General features: G+C 70.1%; 17 protein-coding genes and 1 pseudogene. 4 read left to right on the top strand and 14 right to left on the bottom strand.

From position 1 onward, the window contains the following. Nucleotides 1-12: 12 nt before the first annotated feature. Nucleotides 13-1,227, bottom strand: coding sequence for a glucose-1-phosphate adenylyltransferase (gene glgC / locus BN971_RS07905; protein ID WP_085180308.1), 1,215 nt, complete (start codon nucleotides 1,225-1,227; stop codon nucleotides 13-15). 157 nt (nucleotides 1,228-1,384) lie between these two features. Between glgC and glgA the strand changes: the two genes are divergently transcribed. Beyond that, complete coding sequence (gene glgA / locus BN971_RS07900; RefSeq protein WP_085180309.1) at nucleotides 1,385-2,548, top strand: glycogen synthase; 1,164 nt, start codon at nucleotides 1,385-1,387, stop codon at nucleotides 2,546-2,548. A gap of 33 nt (nucleotides 2,549-2,581) precedes the next feature. Here the strand turns inward: glgA and BN971_RS07895 are convergent, their stop codons facing one another. From BN971_RS07895 to log, 8 genes are all read right to left on the bottom strand, one after another. Further along, nucleotides 2,582-2,755, bottom strand: a complete 174-nt coding sequence (locus BN971_RS07895; RefSeq protein WP_003878471.1) for a DUF3117 domain-containing protein — start codon at nucleotides 2,753-2,755, stop codon at nucleotides 2,582-2,584. A 166-nt stretch (nucleotides 2,756-2,921) separates the two neighbouring features. Continuing rightward, nucleotides 2,922-3,503 carry a DNA-3-methyladenine glycosylase I gene (locus BN971_RS07890; RefSeq protein WP_085180311.1) on the bottom strand — a complete coding sequence of 194 codons (582 nt, stop codon included), beginning with the start codon at nucleotides 3,501-3,503 and terminating at the stop codon, nucleotides 2,922-2,924. A 2-nt stretch (nucleotides 3,504-3,505) separates the two neighbouring features. Next, a complete protein-coding gene (locus tag BN971_RS07885; protein WP_085180312.1) occupies nucleotides 3,506-3,835 on the bottom strand; it encodes a DivIVA domain-containing protein in 330 nt (109 codons plus the stop codon). Between the two features lie 33 nt (nucleotides 3,836-3,868). Next, the gene (locus BN971_RS07880; protein ID WP_085180313.1) at nucleotides 3,869-4,855 is read right to left on the bottom strand and encodes a glucosyl-3-phosphoglycerate synthase; all 987 of its coding nucleotides are present in this window, start codon (nucleotides 4,853-4,855) and stop codon (nucleotides 3,869-3,871) included. After that, on the bottom strand, nucleotides 4,852-5,676 hold the full coding sequence (gene folP, locus BN971_RS07875) for a dihydropteroate synthase (protein WP_085180557.1): 825 nt from the start codon (nucleotides 5,674-5,676) through the stop codon (nucleotides 4,852-4,854). Before folP ends, BN971_RS07880 begins: the two co-directional genes overlap by 4 nt. A 172-nt stretch (nucleotides 5,677-5,848) precedes the next feature. Continuing rightward, complete coding sequence (locus BN971_RS07870) at nucleotides 5,849-6,625, bottom strand: DUF6065 family protein (RefSeq protein WP_085180314.1); 777 nt, start codon at nucleotides 6,623-6,625, stop codon at nucleotides 5,849-5,851. Nucleotides 6,626-6,779: 154 nt separating this feature from the next. Then, nucleotides 6,780-8,564, bottom strand: a complete 1,785-nt coding sequence (fadD6, locus tag BN971_RS07865) for a long-chain-acyl-CoA synthetase FadD6 (protein WP_085180315.1) — start codon at nucleotides 8,562-8,564, stop codon at nucleotides 6,780-6,782. Between the two features lie 67 nt (nucleotides 8,565-8,631). Then, the gene (gene log, locus BN971_RS07860; protein ID WP_085180316.1) at nucleotides 8,632-9,183 is read right to left on the bottom strand and encodes a cytokinin riboside 5'-monophosphate phosphoribohydrolase; all 552 of its coding nucleotides are present in this window, start codon (nucleotides 9,181-9,183) and stop codon (nucleotides 8,632-8,634) included. Nucleotides 9,184-9,246: 63 nt separating this feature from the next. On the opposite strand from log, the pseudogene BN971_RS07855 reads away from it, so the two are divergent. Both BN971_RS07855 and BN971_RS07850 read left to right on the top strand, forming a co-directional pair. Further along, nucleotides 9,247-11,234, top strand: a pseudogene (locus BN971_RS07855) (AAA family ATPase). Between the two features lie 133 nt (nucleotides 11,235-11,367). Continuing rightward, nucleotides 11,368-12,855, top strand: coding sequence for a glycoside hydrolase family 5 protein (locus BN971_RS07850; protein WP_085180318.1), 1,488 nt, complete (start codon nucleotides 11,368-11,370; stop codon nucleotides 12,853-12,855). Nucleotides 12,856-12,858: 3 nt separating this feature from the next. Here the strand turns inward: BN971_RS07850 and BN971_RS07845 are convergent, their stop codons facing one another. From BN971_RS07845 to dapE, 3 genes are read right to left on the bottom strand one after another with little or no spacing between them, the layout of a single operon-like run. Then, nucleotides 12,859-13,254, bottom strand: coding sequence for a type II toxin-antitoxin system VapC family toxin (locus tag BN971_RS07845; protein WP_085180319.1), 396 nt, complete (start codon nucleotides 13,252-13,254; stop codon nucleotides 12,859-12,861). Nucleotides 13,255-13,256: 2 nt separating this feature from the next. After that, complete coding sequence (locus BN971_RS07840) at nucleotides 13,257-13,505, bottom strand: type II toxin-antitoxin system Phd/YefM family antitoxin (protein ID WP_085180321.1); 249 nt, start codon at nucleotides 13,503-13,505, stop codon at nucleotides 13,257-13,259. 32 nt (nucleotides 13,506-13,537) lie between these two features. Continuing rightward, nucleotides 13,538-14,602 carry a succinyl-diaminopimelate desuccinylase gene (gene dapE, locus BN971_RS07835; protein ID WP_085180323.1) on the bottom strand — a complete coding sequence of 355 codons (1,065 nt, stop codon included), beginning with the start codon at nucleotides 14,600-14,602 and terminating at the stop codon, nucleotides 13,538-13,540. 85 nt (nucleotides 14,603-14,687) lie between these two features. Between dapE and dapD the strand changes: the two genes are divergently transcribed. Next, nucleotides 14,688-15,641, top strand: a complete 954-nt coding sequence (gene dapD / locus BN971_RS07830; protein ID WP_090350040.1) for a 2,3,4,5-tetrahydropyridine-2,6-dicarboxylate N-succinyltransferase — start codon at nucleotides 14,688-14,690, stop codon at nucleotides 15,639-15,641. Nucleotide 15,642: 1 nt separating this feature from the next. Here the strand turns inward: dapD and BN971_RS07825 are convergent, their stop codons facing one another. Both BN971_RS07825 and BN971_RS07820 read right to left on the bottom strand, forming a co-directional pair. Further along, entirely contained in the window at nucleotides 15,643-16,920 is a 1,278-nt protein-coding gene (locus tag BN971_RS07825) for an MFS transporter (protein WP_085180558.1), read from the bottom strand. Between the two features lie 122 nt (nucleotides 16,921-17,042). Next, a complete protein-coding gene (locus tag BN971_RS07820; RefSeq protein ID WP_085180326.1) occupies nucleotides 17,043-17,552 on the bottom strand; it encodes a MarR family winged helix-turn-helix transcriptional regulator in 510 nt (169 codons plus the stop codon). Between the last annotated feature and the right edge of the window lie 50 nt (nucleotides 17,553-17,602).

Raw genomic sequence — 17,602 nt, 5'->3', positions numbered from 1 at the left:
GCAGACGCGGGCTCAGATCCAGACGCCCTTGCCGACCGCGACCACGCCGCCGGTGCTGATCGCGAAGCGCTCCCGGTCCTTCTCGAGGTCCACCCCGACCATCTCGCCCGGCCCGACGACCACGTTCTTGTCCAGGATCGCGTGGCGCACCACCGCGCCGCGACCGACCCGGGCGCCCGGCATGATCACGCTGCCCTCGACGATCGCCCCGTCGTCGACCACGACGTTCGACGACAGCACCGAGTTGCGCACCGAGGCGGCCGAGATGATGCTGCCGGCCCCCACCACCGACTCCTGCGCGGAGCCGCCGTTGACGAACTTGGCCGGCGCCAGGTTATCCGACTCCCCGCGGATCGGCCAGCGCTTGTTGTACAGGTTGAACACCGGATGCACCGACACCAGATCCATGTGGGCGTCGTAGAACGCGTCGAGCGTCCCGACGTCGCGCCAGTAGCCGCGGTCGCGGTCGGTGGCGCCGGGCACCTCGTTGTCCTTGAAGTCGTAGACCGCGGCCATCCCGTCGCCGACGAGCCGGGGGATGATGTCGCCGCCCATGTCGTGATCGGAGTGGTCGTCGTCGGCGTCGGCGCGGATCGCGTCGATCAGCACCTTGGTGGTGAAGATGTAGTTGCCCATCGACACGAACGTCGCCGCGGGGTCGTCCGGGGTCCCGGGTGGATCCAGCGGTTTTTCGACGAACTCACGGATGCGGCCGGAGTCGTCGGCGTCGATGCAGCCGAAGGCGCTGGCCTCGCCGCGCGGCACGCGGATGCCGGCCACCGTCGCGCCCGCCCCGCTTTCGATGTGGAACTGGACCATCTGCTCGGGGTCCATGCGGTAGACGTGGTCGGCACCGAAAACCACTATGTAATCGGGGTCTTCGTCGTAGATGAGGTTCAGCGACTGGTAGATCGCGTCGGCGGATCCGGTGTACCAGCGCGGCCCGAGACGCTGCTGGGCGGGCACGGGGGTGATGTATTCACCGGCCAGGCCGGACAGCCGCCAGTTCTGAGAAATGTGACGGTCGAGTGAATGCGACTTGTACTGGGTGAGAACACAGATCCGCAGGAATCGGGCATTGACGAGGTTGGACAGCACGAAGTCGATCAGCCGGTAGGCGCCGCCGAAGGGAACCGCGGGCTTGGCTCGGTCCGCCGTCAGGGGATACAGCCGCTTGCCCTCACCGCCGGCCAGGACGATGCCCAGCACGTGTGGCGCTTCCCTCATAGGTCAAACCTATCGGCCGCATCCGGCCACTGCCAGGGGATTGCACTATTGGCCCCGTCCTGTCGGGCTGTCCGTCAATGTATTTGGCCGAAGTTGGCCCCGAAAAAAGCCCGGCCCGACTCGCGGGCCACCTCGTCTGCGAACTACCGTGCGGAGTATGCGGGTGGCGATGATGACTCGGGAGTATCCACCCGAGGTCTATGGCGGAGCCGGGGTCCACGTCACTGAATTGGTCGCTCAGCTACGCCGGCTGTGCGCGGTGGACGTGCACTGCATGGGCGCCCCGCGGCCGGGCGCGTTCGTCCACCAGCCCGACCCCAGGCTGCACCGGGCCAACGCGGCGCTGTCGACGTTGTCGTGCGACCTGATGATGGCCAATGCCGCGTCGGCGGCCACGGTGGTGCATTCCCACACCTGGTACACCGGGATGGCCGGCCATCTGACCGGCCTGTTGTACGACATTCCGCACGTCTTGACCGCGCATTCGCTCGAGCCGCTCCGGCCGTGGAAGGCCGAACAGCTCGGCGGCGGATACAGGATCTCGAGCTGGGTGGAGCACACCGCGGTGCTGGCCGCGGACGCCGTGATCGCGGTCAGCTCCGCGATGCGCGAGGACATCCTGCGGGTGTACCCCGCACTGGACCCGAGCCTGGTGCACGTCATCCGCAACGGCATCGACACCGACGTGTGGTGCCCGGCCGGGCCCGGCGAAGGCGGCTCGGTGCTGGCCGAGCTCGGCGTGGACCCCGACCGGCCCGTCGTCGCGTTCGTCGGGCGGATCACCCGGCAGAAGGGCGTCGAGCACCTGCTGGCGGCCGCGCACCGGTTGCGCCCCGACGCGCAATTGGTGCTGTGCGCCGGGGCGCCCGACACCCCGGAAATTGCCGACGAGGTGCGCGCGGCGGTGGATGGGCTGGCCCGCGAGCGCACCGGGGTATTCTGGATCCGCGAAATGCTGCCCGTCGGCGAATTGCGCGAAATACTCACGGCCGCAGACGTATTCGTGTGTCCTTCGGTGTACGAGCCGATGGGCATCGTGAACCTGGAAGCGATGGCCTGCGCGACGGCAGTGGTCGCTTCCGATGTCGGTGGTATTCCCGAGGTCGTCGCGGACGGGGTGACCGGCTCGCTCGTGCATTACGGCGCCGAGGATCCGATCGGCTATCAGAGCAGGCTGGCCGACGCGGTCAACGAGCTGATCGCCGACCCCGAAAAGGCGAAACGCTACGGCATGGCGGGACGCCGGCGCTGCATCGAGGAGTTCTCATGGACCCGCGTCGCCCAGCAGACGCTGGACATCTATCGGAAGGTGGGTGCATAGCCGACGCGTCTGCCCGGGCCCGTCCGGAAGGCGCTAGCTGGAGCTGGTGACGCCCTTGAGTTCGTCGCCCAGGGCGGCGGCTTCGTCGGGCGTCAGTTCGACGACCAATCGCCCACCGCCCTCGAGTGGTACCCGCATCACGATGCCGCGCCCCTCCTTGGTTGCTTCCAGAGGACCGTCCCCGGTCCGGGGCTTCATCGCCGCCATCGAGTGCTCCCTCCAGGTTCGAGCTGGCCCGCCCTCGCGGGCTTGGTCGGCGCCGAGCATGCCCCACCCGCAAATTTGCAGCCACACCCGGCATCGAACTGCCTAATCACCCCCCCATTGTTCCCTATCACGGTCTCCTATTGCACAAAGACCCGCTTCTGGGGCGTCAAAACCCCCCGGTGGGCACCCAGCAGTCACGAATATGGTCGTCCACCATCCCGGTCGCCTGCATCAGCGCGTAGGCCGTGGTGGGCCCGACGAAGCGGAACCCGCGCCGCTTCAATTCCTGGGCCATGGCCTTCGATTCCTCCGTCGCCGACGGGATCTCGGACGCCTGCGCCGGCCGCTTGCGCCGGGCCGGCGCGAACGACCACAGCAGCTCGGACAGTTCGGCCGCCGGTCCCAACTCGGCGGCCGCCCGCGCGTTGGCGATCGTCGCCTCGATCTTGGACCGGTTGCGGACGATGCCCTCGTCGGCCATCAGCCGCTGCACGTCGGCGTCGGTGTAGCCGGCGACCGTCTCGATGCCGAAGCCGGAGAAGGCGCGCCGAAAGTTCTCCCGCTTACGCAGGATGATCAGCCAGGACAGGCCGCTCTGGAAGGCCTCCAGGCTCATCCGCTCGAACAGTGCCACCGGATCGCGCACCGGGCGGCCCCACTCGTCGTCGTGGTAGTCGCGGTACAGCTCGAAGTCTGGGCCCGGCCGAACAGTCGCCCAGCCGCACCGGACCCGCCCGTCATCACTCACATCTATTCCTGACGGTGCTCGGCGTCGTCAGGTTCCACCGCCTCGGGTGCGGACTGGGCCTGGGCCAGCTGGCCCCGCAGCGTCTCGAGCTCCCGGGCGAGCCGGTCGAGCACCCAGTCCACCTCGCTGGTCTTGTATCCGCGCAGCACCTGGGTGAATTTCACCGCGTCGACGTCGGCGCCGGTCACGCCGTAGGCCGGCAAAACCGTCGCGGTCGTCCCGCGGGGCAGGGGCGGCAGCGGCTCCCCGCGCCCGAACAGCAGGCTGGCCGCGCCGAAGAGCACGATCGCCACCAGGACCAGCACCACCAGGTACAGCAACACCAACGCCACGCGATCGATATTGCCCTATCCGGCCGACACGCCCTACCGGGCCCGCACACCCTTCATCGGCGGCCGGTCCTCCAGCGACACCGGGGACGTGTGCTGGATGAAGCCCTCGCCGCCGTCGGAGCCGTCGATGAAGAACTGGGTCAGGCCGACGCCGGAGTCGCGGACGCCGCAGCGGGACAGCAGCGTCGCGATCACCTGGCGGCTCATGGCGCCGAGTTCGCTCAGCGGCCTGTTGCGGTGCGCGCGGACGCCGAGGTTGACCTGGGCGATGCCGTTCAGTCCAAGCCGGTCGAAGGTGTCCACCAGCAGGCCGATCTCCACGCCGTAGCCCGGCGCGAACGGCAGCGACGTCAGCAACTCCCGGGTGGCCGCGTACTCCCCGCCGAGGGGCTGCAGGACGCGGCCGAGCTCGGGCCGCAGCGCCGCGAGCAATGGCCGCGCCACCAGTTCGGTCACCCGGCCCCCGCCGGTGGCGCCGGCGCCGCCGCTGGCGTCACCGACGTTCAGGGGGCGGCGGTAGAAGCTCTTGACCAGGTGGATGCCGTCACCCGTCAGCAGCGGGGCGACCAGCCACGGCACGAACATCGGGTGCGGATTGATCAGGTCCGAGTCGATGAAGACCACGATGTCGCCGTCGGCAACGGCCAGCGAGCGCCACAGCGCCTCGCCCTTGCCCGGCCGCGTCGGCACCTCGGGCAGCGCCTGCTCCCGGCTGACGACGCGGGCACCGGCGGCGACCGCGCGGATCTCGGTCTCGTCGGTGGAGCCGGAGTCCAGGACGATGAGCTCGTCGACCAGGCCGTTCACCAGCGGTGAGATGCTGTCGATCACCGACCCGATGGTTTCCTCCTCGTCGAGGGCGGGTAGCACGACCGAGATCGTCCGCCCGGCCTTCGCCGCCTCGAGTTCGGCCAGGGTCCAGCCGGGGCGGATCCAGCCGCCGCCGGGCAGCCAGGTGTCACCGGGCCGGGCGGCCAGCACGCCGTCGCCGGCGAGATCGACGAGTTCGGATGCCGTCATGCCAGCCCCCTCACCGTGCGCGCCGGGGCGCGCGTGCCCTGGATGGAGGCCACCATCTCCAGCACCCGCCGGGTGGCGGCGACCTGGTGCACCCGGAACATGCGGGCGCCCGCCGCCGCCGCCAGCGCGGTGGCCGCCAACGTCCCCTCGAGGCGGTCGGTCAGTCCCACACCCAGAGTCTCCCCGACGAAGTCCTTATTACTCAAAGCCATCAGCACGGGCCAACCGGTGTCGACCAGATCCTTCACGTGGCGCAGCACCATCAACCCGTGGAAAGTGTTCTTCCCGAAGTCGTGGGCCGGGTCGATGAGCACCCGGTCGCGGGCCACCCCGGCGGCGACCGCGCGTTCAGCCTCGGCGGTGACGGCGCGGATGACGTCGTCGACCACCCCCCGCGTGGTGGTCCCGTAACTGACCCGGAACGGGCGCGTGCGCGGCACCGCACCGCCCGTGTGGGCGCACACCAGGCCCGCGCCGAACTCCGCGGCGACCTCAGCCAGGGCGGGGTCGACCCCGCCCCAGGTGTCGTTGATCAGGTCGGCCCCGGCCGCGCAGGCGACCCGTGCGACCTCCGAACGCCAGGTGTCGACGCTGATCAGCTGGTCGGGGTAGGCGCCGCGCAGCCAGTCGACGAACGGGACCAGCCGGGCGATCTCCATGTCGGCGTCGACGGTGTCGCCGGGCCCGGCCTTCACACCGCCCACGTCGATGACGTCCGCGCCGTCGGCGACGGCCCGATGCACCGCTTCGCGGGCGGCCTCGTCGCCGAACGTCGCGCCCCTGTCGTAGAACGAGTCGGGGGTGCGGTTGACGATCGCCATGATCAGCGGGCGATCGCCGGCGACCGGGCGGCCGCAGAGAGTCGAGTGGCCGGCGGGCGCCGGCGGTGTCGAATGCACCCATCCATGGTGCCTGGTCACCGTCCCGGGCGCTTACGGGGCGCTGGCCACCCGTCGGGCAGTGAAGCCAGCCGCACACCCGGGGGGCTAACGCCTACCCAGCGGCCTCCGGCTGGAAGGGGGCGAGATGGCGGCGCGTCTGGTGGTCGGGTGACCCGGCCTCGCCGTCGGTGTGTCTGCCGCGGGTGTAATCGCCCTGCCATTCGGCTCGCTCACCCGCGGCGACCCTGGCCAGCTGTTCTATTTGCTTGCCCGCATCGCGCGAGCGAAGGAAGAGCTCGTGCTTGGCCCGCAGATCGTCGTCGGACTCGATGGACCTGATTTCGGGCGCGAACTCTTCGAGCTCGCCCCGCCGCTGCGGGACGATCATGCAGATTGGCTCGTCGACCTCGAATCGCACCGGCATCAGCTTGCGGGTGAGCTTCCAGCTCATACTGAAACTTGCACTGGCCCAGTCCGTTTCGACGATTCCCTCCAGCGGACACACGGCGTCCTTCGGATAGTTCGCCGGGCCGCGGGCCAGCAGGTTGTAGCCCGGCGGAGTGCGAAACACCATCGGCAGATGCCAGGTCAAGATGCCGGAACCGAAATGGCTCAGGGGCATGTATCGATCGGTCCCGGGCACATCGGGTGCGACGAGCACGTCGACGCCGTTCTCCTCACCGATCCAGGTCGCGGTGAACGCGCAGCGATTGCGCAGCTCCCAGCCGCTCTGGTTGGCCATGAGCATCGGCAAACACCGGGTCGGCGAGCCCGCACGGATTTCCGACATCCACGCCCTGCCGACCGGCGCCGGGGTGATCCGCGGCGCGTTATCGCGGGTGATGAACGCGATCAGGGGGAGCTCCGCCGGCGCGGGGTTGTCGCTCATTCGATCCTCAATCAGCTGGGGACGCCCGTCGCCGGAGTGCGGATTCCTCCCCCAAGGAATGTGGCGCAGGTCATGGGTCGGCTAGTCATCTAGCGAACAGTTCCGCCTGTAACCTAGCGGACGGTTTCGGTTTGCGCTCGTCCGCGAGCAACCATTAACCGCGCGGCCGCTTACCGGACGCCACCTCTTCGGGGTACTCGTCGTAGTACGGCACGTAGCCCTCGTCGCGGCCGGCCAGCACGTACAGCGGATCCCCGACGTCGGGGCCGTAACCCTGGTCGCGCAGTTCCACCTTCCGGCTCTTGAACGTCGTCGTCTGCGCGAGCTCCTCGACCACCCGCACGAACAGCGGTAGGGCGTAGGGCGGAAGCTGGCCGTACACCGCGGCCGCCAGCGACTTGCCGTCGAAGTCCACGCCGTCGCGCAGCTTGATCGCGGCCATCCCGGCGCGCCCGCCGGTGCGGGGGATCTCCACCCCGAACACCGTGCACTGCTCGACGGAGTCGTCGGAGGCCAGCGCCGCCTCGACCTGTGTGGTGGCGACGTTCTCACCCTTCCACCGGAAGGTGTCGCCGAGCCGGTCGACGAAGGCGGCGTGGCCCAGGCCCTGCGGGCTCATCACGTCACCGGAGTTGAACCACACGTCGCCCTCACGAAAAGCGTTGCGTACCAGCTTCTTTTCGCTGGACTCCTTGTCGGTGTAGCCGTCGAACGGCTGCAGCCGGTTGACCGGGCTCAGCAGCAGCCCCGGCTCGCCGGGGGGCACCCGGCGCACCCGCCCGTTGTCGTCGCGCAGCGGGGTGCCGGTGTCGGGGTCGTATTCGACGTAGGCCAACGGCATCGGAAACACCCCGGTGCTGCGCGGCACGTTGAAGACGTTGATGAACGCGGCGTTGCCCTCGCTGGAGGCGTAGAACTCGCACACCCGCGCGATGCCGAACCGCTCGGTGAATTCGTCCCAGATCTCCGGCCGCAGCCCGTTGCCGGCGATCACGCGCACCTTGTGCGCCCGATCCGTCGGCTTGGCCGGCTGATTGAGCAGATACCTGCAGATCTCGCCGATGTAGATGAACGCCGTGGCCTCGGCGGCGATCACCTCGTCCCAGAACTTCGACGCCGAGAACGAGGTGCCGAGCGCGAGCGTCGCCCCGGAATTGATCACCGACGACAGCGCGACCGTGAGCGCGTTGTTGTGGTAGAGCGGCAGGCAGCTGTACAGCGTGTCGCTGCTCTTCAACCGCAAGCCGATGCCCCCGAACGCGGCCAGCGCCTTGAGCCAGCGCAGGTGGGTCATCACGCTGGCCTTCGGGAATCCCGTTGTGCCCGAGGTGAATATGTAGAACGCGGTGTCGCGGGCCGACACCGCCGACGCCGAGGCCGGATTGGTGGACGGGGCGCCGGCGGCCGACCGCTCCAGGTCGTCGATGGTCAGCGTCTCCGTGGCGCCCACACCGCCGGAGTCCGCGACCGCACTCACCAGGTCGGTCTCCGCGATCAACACCTTGGCGTCCAGCAGCCCGATGCTGTGGGCGAGCACCTCGCCGCGCTGGTGGTAATTGATCATGCCGGCCACGGCGCCGCACTTGACCGCGGCCAGCATCGCCAGCACCGCGTTGGGCGAATTGCGCAGCATGATGCCCACGACGTCGCCGTTGCCGACGCCTCGCGCGGCCAGCACCGCGGCGTACCGGTTGGCGACCGCGTTGGCTTCGCGGTAGGTCAGCTGCTGATCCCCGAACCTCAGGAAGACCCGGTCGCCGTAGCGGGCGGCCCGGTCGGCGAACACCGTGCCGATCGACTTCTTCGAGCTCGGCCGCGCCAGCAGCCCGGTCAGCGCGCCGCGCAGGATCACCGGCGCGTCGGCCAGCAGGGCCGGCATCCGCGCCGCGATATCGGTCAGGCCGACCGCGGCCCGCGCTCCCCCGTCGTGATCGGACACTTTCCCCTGCACCCCTCGATTTCCGTCGAAACGCAATCAGGCCAGCTTAGTGGGATGCCGGGCCGGCTCACTCCGGTGCGCACGCCTCCAGCGCTGCGCCGACCTTGTCGACCAGCACCACGCGGTCCATCGCCGCCGGTGAGATGTAGCCGCGATCGGCCAGCCCGCACAGCCAGCGCCACAGGCCTTCGTAGTGACCGAAGCTGTCCAGCAGCACGATGGGTTTGCCGTGTAGGCCGAGGTAGCCCGTGGTCCAGGCGTCCAGCAGTTCGTCCAGCGTGCCGACGCCGCCCGGCAGCACGATGAACGCGTCGGCGCGGTCCTCCATCACCTGCTTGCGCTCGCGCATGGTCTCGCTGACGATCAGCTCGTCGGCGTCGGCGTCGGCGATCTCGCGGCGCATCAGGATCTGGGGGATGACGCCGACGGTCCGGCCGCCGCGCGACCGTGCCGCGCTCGCGACGGCGCCCATGGCCGACACCCGGCCACCGCCCCACACCAGCGTCCAGCCCCGCTCGGCGATCGCCTCGCCGAGTTCGCCGGCGAGCGCGAGCAATTCGGGGTGATCGGGCCCCGACGCGCAGTACACGCACACCGCCCAATCGCGTCCGTCGCGCATATCCGCCAAAGGTAGACCACGCCCGGTGCGGCAGGCACACCGCGCGCAATAAGATCGCCAGCAATGCCGATTCGATGGAACGTGCCCCAGCACGACGCGGCCCTGGAACGGCTCTCCGCTTCCCTGGGCGCCGGCCGCGGGGTGGCGGTGCTCGGGCCCGACGGCGTCGGCAAATCCACCCTGGCCCGGTTGGCCGCCGAGGATCACTGCGCCCGGCATCCGGGAACCCTGACCCGCTGGGTCACTGGCACGCACGCCGAGCGGGCCATTCCTTTCGGCGCGTTCAGCCACCTGGTGCAGATCGCCGAGATCGGCAAGCCGGCCGCGTTGCTCCGGGCGGCGCGGGCCTCGCTGGACTGCGATGGGGACCTGCTGCTGATCGTCGACGACGCACACGACCTGGACCTGTTGTCCGCCACGCTGGTGTACCAGCTGGCGCGGGCCGGGACGGCCCGCATGATCGTCACCGCCGAGGCCGGCGGTGCGCCCGAGGCCATCTCGGCGCTGTGGACCGACGGGCTGCTCGACCGCCTCGACGTCGAACCGCCCGGCGGTGCGGTGAACCCTTCGACACCCGGAGAGGTCGACGCGTTCCTCGCCGAGCTGCCGGGGCCGGCGCGCGCGGTGCTGGGTTATCTGGCTGTCGAGGAGCCGTTGTCGGTCGACGATCTGACCGCCCTCGCCGGCGACGGGGCGGTTTCCGAGGCGGTGGACTGGGGCGCGGCCGAGACGCGGGTGCGCGGCGGACGCGCCGACGAGCCCGTGGTCTACACCGCGCACCCGCTGTTCGCCGAGCGGGCGCGGGCCGCGCTCGGCCCCGACGACGAGCGCCTGCTGCGGACGCGGCTGGTCACGCTGCTGTCCCAGCACCCGTCGGACCACCTCAGCGACCGGCTCCGCCTGGCCTCCCTGGCGCTGGGCAGCGACGCCCCGCAACCGGTGACGGAGGTCGTCGCCGCCGCGCAGCGCGCATTGCAGCTGGGCGACCTGGAGCTGGGCGAACGGCTGGCCCGCGCGGCGCTGGAACGGTCGGCTGGCCTGGCGGCGCGGCTCGCGCTCGCGCACTGCCTGGCCTGGCGCGGTCGCGGTCGCGAGGCCGACGAGGTGCTGGCCGCGGTCGACTCCACGGCGCTGGCCGAACCCGCGCTGATGGACTGGACCCTGCTGCGCGCGGCGAACCAGTTCTGGATGCTCAGCGAGCCCGAGCGGGCCACCGCGTTCCTGCGGACGATCCGCAACCGGGTCACCGACGCCGGCGCGCGCACCACGCTGGACGCGTTGAGCGCGACGTTTGCGATGAACGCCGGCAACGTGGCGCACGCCGTCCGCGTCGGCCACGAGGTGCTGGCCTCGCCGTCGGCCGACGACCAGGCGGTGGCCTGGGCGGCCAGCGCGGCCGCGCTGTGCGCCGCACGGCAGGGCCGGTTCGATGACGTCGAGCCGCTGGCGCAGCGCGCCTTCGCCGCCGAACACCCTGGGTTGCTGCGCTTCACCGTCGGCCTGGGCCAGACCACCGCCCTGCTGATGGCGGGCCGGCTGGATGCCGCGCGCGAGATCGCCCAGCAATACACCGATTTCGCCGAGCTGCAGCAGCCGGGCCGCGCGATCGGCGAGGTGCTGCTGGCACACGTGCTCATCGCCGGCGGCGAATTCTCCTCCGCCGCAGCACTACTCGGTCCGGCCGCCGCCACGTTGGAGCGCACCGGCTACTCCTGGGGTCCGCTCTCGCTGATGCTCCTGGCCACCGCGCTGGCCCAGCAGGGCGACATCCCGGGATCGGCAAAGGCGTTGCGGCGGGCCGAAACCCGGCACGGCACGAAGTCGGCGCTGTTCGCCCCGGAGCTCGGCCTGGCGCGGGCCTGGCGGCTGGCGTCGATGCGGGACCGCCCCGGCGCGGTGGCCGCCGCGTCGGGCGACTGGTTCTCGACCATGCCCGCGCGCTGGCGGCAGGCGACCGCGCTGCGCTGCGGGCGGTGTCGGGCGACCTGGCGGCGATCGGCCTGCGCGCGGCCGCCGCCGACGCCGCAGAACAGGCGGGCCGCTGCGACTGAGGCCGCCGTCACCGCGCGCCGGCTCGCCGAATCGTGCGCGAACCGTGACCGCGTCGTGTTGGCGCGGTGACGATCAGCCGTCACCGTTTCCTGATTGCGGCAGTTGCGGTTGAGCCGGCGGTTTGGAGGCCCGATGCGGATCCGTGCGAGCCGGCTGGTCGCGGTCGGCCTGCTGATCGCGGCGCTGACGACTGACGGATCGTCCGTTGTCGCCCCGCCGGCGGCGTTGGCGATGGCCCCGGGGCCGACCATGCCGCTCGGTCACGCCGGCCGCTGGATGACGGACGCCGACGGCCGGGTGGTCGTGCTGCACGGGCTCAACCAGGTGTACAAGGTGCCCCCCTACGAGCCGTCGGCCGACGGGTTCGGCGATGACGACGCGGCTTTCCTTGCGGCCAATGGCTTTAACGCGATGCGGGTGGGGGTGATCTGGGCCGCGGTGGAACCGCAGCCGCTGAGCTATGACGACAACTACCTGACCTCGATCGCGCAGACGGTGACGACGCTGGCGTCCCACGGCATCGTCAGCCTGCTCGACTTCCACCAAGACCTCTACAACGAGGTGTTCCAGGGCGAAGGCGCCCCACCCTGGGCCGTGCAGACCCGCGGGCTGCCCAACCCGCAGCTCGGCTTTCCGGGCAACTACTTCGCCAACCCGGCCGAGCAGTATGCCTGGCACGCCTTCTGGCACAACAACCCGGCGCCCGACGGGATCGGGCTGCAGGACCACTACACGCGCGCCTGGGCGCACGCCGCGGCGTTCTTCCACGGCGTCCCAGGCGTTTTCGGCTATGAGGTGATCAACGAGCCGTGGGCCGGCATCCTGTGGGAGGGCTGCTTCAACCCGGTCCTGGGCTGCCCACTGCAGGACCACAAGATGGTCGAGTTCTACCGCAAGGTCGTCCCGGCGATACGCGCCGCCGACCCCACCACGCTGGTGTTCTTCGAGCCGAACCTGTTGTTCGACGAGGGGATTCACACCGACATGGGCCGCGTGGTGGACCCGAGCACCGGGTTCGCCTTCCACGACTACTGCGCAATCGAGTCGGTGTTGCACCAGAACACCACCTGTGGCCTGCAGGACGGCCTGACGATCACCAACGCCGAACTGTATGCGGACATCAACCGGATTCCCCCGCTGCTGACCGAATTCGGCGCCACCAACGACCTGGCCAACCTGGCGGAGGTGATGCGCCACACCGACCGCCACCGGATGGGCTGGCTGGAATGGGCGTATACGGGCAACGACAAGACGAGTTCGTCGCCGACCAATCAGGCGCTGGTGTTCGACCCGAGCCAGCCGCCGACCGGCACCAACGTCAACACGGCGAAGCTGGCGGTGCTGGCCGCGCCCTACCCTCAGGTCGTGGCGGGTACGCCGAGGGAGTGGTCGTTCCGCTCGAACACGTTCCGATTGTGCTACACGACCGAGCGCGCCGACCGTGCCGGACGCTTCACACCCGGCGCGCAGACGCTGGTCTCGGTGCCCCCGATCGAGTACCCGAACGGCTATCACGTGAATATCAAAGGCGGGCAAGCGGTTTCGCCGCCCAATGCCCCGGTGCTCGCGGTGGTGGCCGACCCCGGCGCCGACCGCGTCGACGTCGTCGTGACGCCTTGAGGTTCAGATGCTTACGACCCGAACAAGGCCGTCAAGCCCGGTGAAGTCTTCACCGTTGCGGGTGTAGAGATCGAGGCGGTTCGCATGTGCGGTGGCCGCGATCAGCAGGTCGGCGAACCGGCTCCGCGGTTTCCTTCCTTCTGTGATCACGACCGCGACCACGAGTCCGTAGCTACGCGCGGCCGCTGCGTCGAACGGGAGCGGTTCGAGAAGGGATTCAACTTCTTGCAACCGAGCCTGTCGTTTCGCGGCTTCCACAGTGTTGTCGGTGAGGTGTGGACCGGAGGCCAGTTCGGCGGCGGTGATCGCGGAGATGGCCATCTCATCGGGCAATGCGGCGATGACGGCCGGATCGTGCCAGTCGATGACGACCGACGTGTCCAGGAGACCGGATGACACCGTCAAAGCCCCTGGTCTATGAGCCTGTCGAGGTCGGCGCGGAACCGACGGTGGTCAATGCGTACGGCGGCTGCGCCGAGGGCCGCGACGTCATCCCGGGTGACGAACGCACGACGACCGGCCGTGATCGGGCGAAGCTCGGCCACCGGTTCACCGTTGCGAGTGACGACGAACGTCTCACCGGCCGTCACCGCTTCGATGACCTTGGCGTTGTCGTTGCGCAGCTCGCGTTGGGCGATGGTCCGGGCCATCCGGCCATTGTAGCAAGATGTGCTACGGCCGGCTACGCGCTCAGATACCGCCGCAGCATCTCCACCGCGGCGGTGATCGCACCGACGTCGACCCGCTCGTCGCGCATATGCGCCAGGTTCGGGTCGCCGGGCCCGAAATTGACCGCCGGCACCCCGAGGGCGGCGAACCGCGCCACGTCGGTCCAGCCGTACTTCGCCCGCACCTGCCCGCCGGCGGCCTCGACGAGAGCCTTGGCCGCGGGCTGGGACAGGCCCGGCAGCGCCCCGGCCGCGGAGTCGGTCTGCTCGATGCGCACGTCGAGCCCGTCGAACACCTCGTGCACGTGCGCCAGGGCGTCGGCCGCCGACCGGTCGGGGGCGAAGCGGAAGTTGACGGTCAGCGACGCCGCGTCGGGGATCACGTTGCCGGCCACACCGCCGTCGATGCGCACCGCCGACAGGCCCTCGCGGTACTCGCACCCGTCGATGTCCACGCTGCGCGGCCGATACGCGGCCAGCCGGTCGAGCACCGCACCGAGCTTGTGAATCGCGTTGTCGCCCAACCAGGATCGCGCGGAATGCGCCCGCGTTCCGGCCACGCTGATCACCACGCGCAGCGTGCCCTGGCAGCCGGCCTCGATGTAGCCGCCGGTGGGCTCGCCCAGGATGGCCACATCGGCCAGCAGCCAGTCCCCCAGCTCGCGCTCGATGCGGCCCAGTCCGTTTGCGGCCGCGTCGATCTCCTCGCAGTCGTAGAGCACCAGCGTCAGGTCGTGGGCCGGTTCGGCGACCGTGGCGGCCAGGTGCAGGAAGACCGCGTCCCCGGATTTCATGTCCGAGGTGCCGCAGCCGTACAGCTCCCCGCCGTCCAGGCGGCTGGGCAGGTTTCCGGCCGCCGGCACGGTGTCCAGGTGCCCGGCCAGCAGCACCCGCGACGGGCGGCCCAGCGACGTGCGCGCCAGCACCGCGTTGCCGTTGCGGACGATCTCGAAGCCCGACGTCTGGGCGCGCAGCGCGGCCTCCACCTCGTCGGCCAGGCGGGCCTCGTCCCGCGACTCGCTGGGGATGTCGACCAGCGCGGCGGTCAGCTCGATCGGGTCCCCGCGCAAGTCCAGCACGCCCCCAGTATGCCGAGCAGACGCAGAATCGCACTCGCGGCGGGCTCGGGATGCGATTCTGTGTCTGCTCGGCGGCCAAAGTAACCTGACCGCCGTGACCGGAGCAGTAGGTATCGGGCTGGCGACGCTGGCCGCGGACGGATCGATCCTCGACACGTGGTTCCCCGCCCCGGAGCTGACCGCCGAGGGCACCAGCGCCACCACCAGGCTCGACCAGCCCGACGCACCCCCGGACCTGGCCGCCCTGACGGGCCGCGACGAGGACCGTGGCACCCAGACCGTCGTCGTGCGCACGGTCATCGGCTCGCTGGACGACGTCGCCGCCGACGCCCACGACGCCTACCTGCGGCTGCACCTGCTGTCGCACCGCCTCGTACCGCCGCACGGGCTCAACGCCGGCGGCCTGTTCGGGATCCTGACGAACGTGGTGTGGACCAATCGCGGGCCCTGCGCGGTCGAGGGCTTCGAGGCGGTCCGGACCAAGCTGCGCCGCCACGGACCGGTGACCGTCTACGGCGTGGACAAGTTCCCGCGGATGGTCGACTACGTCGTGCCGACCGGGGTGCGCATCGCCGACGCCGACCGGGTGCGGCTCGGCGCCCACCTGGCGCCGGGCACCACCGTGATGCACGAGGGCTTCGTCAACTACAACGCCGGCACCCTGGGCGCCTCGATGGTGGAGGGCCGCATCTCGGCGGGCGTGGTGGTGGGCGACGGCTCCGACATCGGCGGCGGGGCGTCCATCATGGGCACGCTGTCCGGCGGCGGCACCGAGGTGATCTCGATCGGCAAGCGCTGCCTGCTCGGCGCCAACGCGGGCGTGGGCATCTCGCTGGGCGACGACTGCGTCATCGAGGCCGGCCTCTACGTCACCGCGGGCACCAAGGTCACCATGCCCGACGGCAAGGCGGTCAAAGCGCGCGAGCTATCCGGCGCCAACAATGTTCTGTTCCGCCGCAATTCGGTGACGGGAGCCGTCGAGGCGGTCTCGCGCGACGGTCAGGGCATCGCGCTCAACGAGGAGCTGCACGCCAACTGAGTCACGCCGGGGGTTCCACGGTCAGCGGCGCGGTCGCGTTGGTTTCCGGCAGCAGATACGTGCACACCAGGCTCGTCACGGCCAGGATGGAAAGCATCAACCCGATCGACCAGCTGCCGTAGCTGGCCATCAGCGTGCCCGCGAGCAGCGGCGGCAGCGCGCCGCCGATCACCCCGGCCAGGTTCTGCGCCAGCGCCGACCCGCTGTAGCGGTAGCGGGTGGCGAACAGCTCCGGGATGAACGCCGCGGTGGGCCCCGAGCCGATCGGGGCGACGACGGCGATCCCGACGACGGCGACCGCGTACAGCACGGGATTGCGAGTGTTCATCAGCGGCAGCACCGCGAATCCCCACGGCAGGCACAGCGCCCACCCCACCAGCATCACGCGCCGGCGCCCGACCCGATCGGAGAGGGTCGCCGAGACCGCAATGGAGGAAATGCTCGCCAAGCCGGTCAGCACGCCGACGGACCAGATGAAGCTGCGGGTGTATCCCAGGTGGGAGTGGGCGTACATGATCAGGTAGGTGTTGCCCATGTAGGCGAAGCCGAACGCGCTGAGCATGGCGCCCGCGGCCAGCAACACCTCGCGGCGCTGCAGGTGCAGCACCTCGGCCAGCGGCGCCTTGGGCACCAGGTGGCGGGCCTTCTCCTCGGCGAACACCGGGGTCTCGTCGATGTTGAGCCGCACATACAGCGCGAAACCGATCAGCGCGGCGCTGATCAGGAATGGAATGCGCCATCCCCACTGCAGGAACGCGGGGCTGTTCTCCCCGATGGTGACGTTCACGCCCAGGAACGTCAGGCTGGACAGCACGCCGGCGGTGCCGCCGCCCAGCAGCGTGAACATGCCGTAGCGGCCGCGCTTGCCCGGCGGCGCGTACTCGGCGCTGAGCAGCGCCGAGCCCGCCCATTCGCCGCCCACCGCGAAACCCTGCAGCAGCCGCAGCGCGACGAGGATCAGCGGCGCGGCCACGCCGATGGCGGCGGTGCTGGGAACCAGGCCCACCGACACCGTGGAGACGGCCATGATCAGCAGCGTCGCCACCAGGGTCTTCTTGCGGCCCAGCCGGTCGCCGAAGTAGCCGAAGAAGGCCGCGCCCAGCGGCCGCGACAGGAACGCCGTGGCGAACGTTCCCATCGAGGCGATCATCGCGACAGTCGGGCTCAGGCGGGGAAAGAACACGGTGGGAAACACCAGCGCCGCCGCGGTGCCGTAGATCAGGAAGTCGTAGAACTCGATGGCCGAGCCGACCAGGCAGGCCGCCGCCACCCGGCCCAGCGGGGTGGTCTGGGGGCGGTCCCGAACCGCCGCCGTCGAGCTGTCTTGCTGCACGGTTACGACGGTAGGTCAAGGTTCGCGGTAACGCTCGGCAGAAAACTGCCAACATCCTGCGTGTCGCCTCACCACAGGTCGGGCGCCCGGTACAAGTTGGCGGGGTCGAGCTCGGCGTTGCCCCTGGCGACTTCGCCGACGGCCTCGAGCGCCCGGTGCAGCCGTTCGAGGCCGTCGGCACCGACACGCCTGCGCACGGCCCGGTCCAGCGCGGCGGCCGCGTGCAGGCGGGCCCGGACGTGCTCGACCGCCTTGTCGGTGAGCTCGACCACCTTCTCCCGCTGGTCTTCCGTCGACGCGACGACGTCGACGTAGCCCCGCCGGCGCAGGTCGGCGACGATCTTGCTGGCGGCTTGCCGACTCACGTCGAACTGCCGCCCCATCTGCGAAATGGTGAGCGGCGCGGGCTGGGCGTACAGGGCGAACACGTAGTTCATGGCGGCGCGCCGCTCCGGGTACCCCGCCGCCTCCATGTCGGTGTCGATCCGGTGGACGTAGCTCCACCACGCCATCCGCAAGGCCTGACCCAGCTCCGTCTGCGGCGATTTGGACCCGGGCGCCTCCGGATTGACAACCATGGTTGACAGTCTAGCCAACCGCTCCTACGATTCAAATTGTCAACCACATA

Source organism: Mycobacterium bohemicum DSM 44277, assembly GCF_001053185.1.
GTDB lineage: Bacteria > Actinomycetota > Actinomycetes > Mycobacteriales > Mycobacteriaceae > Mycobacterium > Mycobacterium bohemicum.
Note: the sequence above shows the minus strand (reverse complement) of the source record. Positions and strands in the feature narration are given on the sequence as shown.

Excerpts from the sequence above, each read along its gene's own strand:
- folP (WP_085180557.1), bottom strand. The coding sequence starts at position 5,676 with ATGGCGATCGTCAACCGCACCCCCGACTCGTTCTACGACAGGGGCGCG.
- BN971_RS07850 (WP_085180318.1), top strand. The coding sequence starts at position 11,368 with ATGCGGATCCGTGCGAGCCGGCTGGTCGCGGTCGGCCTGCTGATCGCG.
- BN971_RS07820 (WP_085180326.1), bottom strand. The coding sequence starts at position 17,552 with ATGGTTGTCAATCCGGAGGCGCCCGGGTCCAAATCGCCGCAGACGGAG.
- BN971_RS07880 (WP_085180313.1), bottom strand. The coding sequence starts at position 4,855 with ATGACGGCATCCGAACTCGTCGATCTCGCCGGCGACGGCGTGCTGGCC.
- glgA (WP_085180309.1), top strand. The coding sequence starts at position 1,385 with ATGCGGGTGGCGATGATGACTCGGGAGTATCCACCCGAGGTCTATGGC.
- BN971_RS07895 (WP_003878471.1), bottom strand. The coding sequence starts at position 2,755 with ATGGCGGCGATGAAGCCCCGGACCGGGGACGGTCCTCTGGAAGCAACC.
- BN971_RS07870 (WP_085180314.1), bottom strand. The coding sequence starts at position 6,625 with ATGAGCGACAACCCCGCGCCGGCGGAGCTCCCCCTGATCGCGTTCATC.
- log (WP_085180316.1), bottom strand. The coding sequence starts at position 9,183 with ATGCGCGACGGACGCGATTGGGCGGTGTGCGTGTACTGCGCGTCGGGG.
- BN971_RS07840 (WP_085180321.1), bottom strand. The coding sequence starts at position 13,505 with ATGGCCCGGACCATCGCCCAACGCGAGCTGCGCAACGACAACGCCAAG.
- glgC (WP_085180308.1), bottom strand. The coding sequence starts at position 1,227 with ATGAGGGAAGCGCCACACGTGCTGGGCATCGTCCTGGCCGGCGGTGAG.